This window comes from Grimontia marina (genome assembly GCF_900060185.1).
Classification (GTDB): domain Bacteria; phylum Pseudomonadota; class Gammaproteobacteria; order Enterobacterales; family Vibrionaceae; genus Enterovibrio; species Enterovibrio marinus.
Window position 1 is genome coordinate 1 of sequence record NZ_FIZY01000122.1, and the last position, 2898, is coordinate 2898.

At 43.7% G+C, this 2898-nt stretch carries 2 protein-coding genes; one reads left to right on the top strand and one right to left on the bottom strand.

Annotation, left to right across the window (positions count from 1 at the left end; genetic code table 11):
• Positions 1-721: 721 nt before the first annotated feature.
• The gene (locus GMA8713_RS25255; protein WP_062715383.1) at positions 722-1321 is read right to left on the bottom strand and encodes a hypothetical protein; all 600 of its coding nucleotides are present in this window, start codon (positions 1319-1321) and stop codon (positions 722-724) included.
• A 146-nt stretch (positions 1322-1467) separates the two neighbouring features.
• Between GMA8713_RS25255 and GMA8713_RS25260 the strand changes: the two genes are divergently transcribed.
• Positions 1468-2577, top strand: coding sequence for an IS4 family transposase (locus GMA8713_RS25260; RefSeq protein ID WP_062715384.1), 1110 nt, complete (start codon positions 1468-1470; stop codon positions 2575-2577).
• Positions 2578-2898 lie beyond the last annotated feature (321 nt).

The window sequence follows — 2898 nt, forward strand, 5'->3', positions numbered from 1 at the left end:
CGGTGCTATGATGGCCATTACTCAGTCCTTTTTGTGGGTTTTCTCTGTTTGGCGATAGATCAGATCGCGCAAACTGGACTGAGTTTCTCTTACCTTTGAGATCTACTATTAGGAACAGCTATTTAGTCGTAGTGATGCACCTCATCTCAGCTTGTTATAAGTTATTCGTCACTTATGACAATAATAAATTTAACATTAAAGCTCACAGGAGTTCGGACTGGGCGTGACCACAAATAACAGCCTCTCCATCTTCAATCCTCCAAGGGCTGTCTCCCATGGAATCGCGCTACCACCCCTGCGCATTTCACCCCGTACTCATATAGAACGATATACCAATTAATTGGTCATGTGAATACATATTGCACATTTATTTATACATTTTAGTTTGGACAATTTATAAACGAAAGCTGCAAAGAGATTTAATATCACATTGATTTTGTTGAAAAATATTTTTTAATTTAGTATTCGATTATGGTAATTTTCACCTTCTAGATATCTGGTCCGATTTCTAGGCATTGTCACCGCGAGAATCTACGACAACAATCATTGGCTTATCAACGAGGTCAAATTCGTAAGTCGTTTCTGCCACTCTAACGACAGGTAGCAGTGAGACCGCAGCAATAACGGGCGCTTATCAAACCACCCAAAATATCCTTAACCCATTGTATTAAAGTACTTATAAAAGGTGCCGTATTGAAAAATCGTTCCGTTCATAGCCTTGTTAAGGCCTTTCACTCTCTCGCTCAAAGCCACAAACTTTTTTATACTGCTCTGGAGATAACTTACTTATCTCACCAGTATTTTCCAATGATTCTATTTTCTTACATGGTGCCAACAATAATTCAAGAGGAGTAATTGAGTCATACTCTACCTTGGAAGAGATAAAAGAACTTTTGACTTCATCACTTCCGTGCTTTGCATAGCCAACTAAAGGTTTTCCTTTGTAGGATCCCGAAATACCAATCGCAATTTTATCCGCCGAATATGCACTGTCATCGATGATATGTCTGAGTGTTGGTTCAATTTCATAGAAACTAGCGGCATCCGGATTGAATTTCACCAGCAATTGAATCGCTAACTCTCGTAAGAATTCGTCAGGCATCGAAACATCAGGGTTTAGCTCGTCGATGTTTGCGTTGAAGTTCAGCATGTGTAATTTGCTATTCGTGTGATACACCGAATTTACAAAGCACAGTTCTAACCCAGTATTATTACAACCCTGTCGCTCGAGTAATTCCGCCTGCTCTACTTTAACTGTGCCAGCATAAGATGGATACGATGTAATACCCGCTAGTAAAAAAGCCAAGAAGAACTTGAACATAAACCTTCCTTAGCATTAAGCCCATAACGCCCGCTTCTAGCGAATCCCCTCAAAATTCCTATTCCAAACAATAAGAAGGACGCGCACCGTACCCTTTGATCTAATGAATTTCGCCAAAAACCACATTCCACCAAGAGGAATTACCGATGCGCGATGTTCAGATCTTACTCGATACCTTAACTAATCAGTGTCCCACTATTCATAAAAAACGACTTCAATCTCTGCTACTTGCGACTGAGTCTGTACTCGATGGTGCTGACCTCACTCTTACCAAGCTCGGCCGTTCTCTTAATACCCAAACGACCACTAAGCACGCTATCAAGCGCATCGACAGATTACTGGGTAAAAACCGATTACATCGCGAAAAGGAAGACATCTATAAGTGGCATGCCCGTCTAATTACTGGCGCAAACCCTTGTCCTGTTATCCTTGTTGATTGGTCTGATGTGCGTGAGCAACTCCGACATATGACGCTTCGTGCTTCTGTTGCCCTCGATGGCCGTGCCTTGACTTTGTATGAACAAGCCTTTGAATATAAGCAATATAATTCACCAAGTTCCCACCAGCGCTTTCTCGATAAACTTCAAGATATTCTCCCACAAGGCGCTACGCCCATTGTGATATCTGATGCGGGATCCCGGAACACCTGGTTTCGCCAAGTGCAACAAAAAGGCTGGTTCTGGATAGGTCGTGTGCGGGGGGAAGTCTCAATAAAACTCAACCGTCAAGATTGGCAATGCAACAAAGCGCTTTATCACAAAGCCATGAGTAAACCGAATGACCTCGGTCGATGCCAACTCGCGAAACGCTCTCCGCTCGCTTGCCAAGCATACTTAGTAAAACAATCACCTAAAGGCCGAAAAGCACTTCGTCATGCCCGCACAAGCTCAAAACACACTGCCTCGAAACTCTTCGCCAAAAGTGCTAATGACCCGTGGCTACTTGTCACTAATATCCCCAATCAAACCCTCAATGCTGTACAGATAACCCGTTGTGTGAAACGGCTAGATATCTTACTTCTCATCACATTACTGGCTGACCTTCTTCTTTGGTGGAATGGCCTTATTGCCAACCAAGCGAAATGGCACTTCCACTTTCAAGCGAACACCATCAAGCACCGTCGGGTGCTATCCATTCCCAGGCTGGGAAAGGAGGTCAGAAATCATCGGCGTTATGACATCAACGAACAGCAATATCACTGGGCTATGCTCGAATATCAAACGCTGGCACACAGCGCTGGGCTTGGAAAATTATGAGGGGATCCTTCAGCGTCGCAATAACGGGCGCTTACCTAACCACCCAAACTGCTTTAATTCCTTGTATTCACGACACTTTGGAAAGCTGCCGCATTGACAAAGCGTCCCTGTTTATAGCCTTGATACTCATTGAGCCTTCTCCTCCAGCTCTCGGGCTAAGCTGGAAGGCGACGAAACCAAAACGGAGAAGACTCAGAAGTGGCCCCCAATTTTCGGACATGACTTTAAGTGATTGATCTGTTTTGATAGTCCCCAGAAAGACTGGAGCAGATGATGACAAGAAAACGTAGAAACCACTCACCCGAATTTAAAGCGAAGGTG

What these genes read in the sequence shown, in the direction of transcription:
- GMA8713_RS25255 (WP_062715383.1), bottom strand. Translation starts at nt 1,321, where the DNA reads ATGTTCAAGTTCTTCTTGGCTTTTTTACTAGCGGGTATTACATCGTAT.
- GMA8713_RS25260 (WP_062715384.1), top strand. Translation starts at nt 1,468, where the DNA reads ATGCGCGATGTTCAGATCTTACTCGATACCTTAACTAATCAGTGTCCC.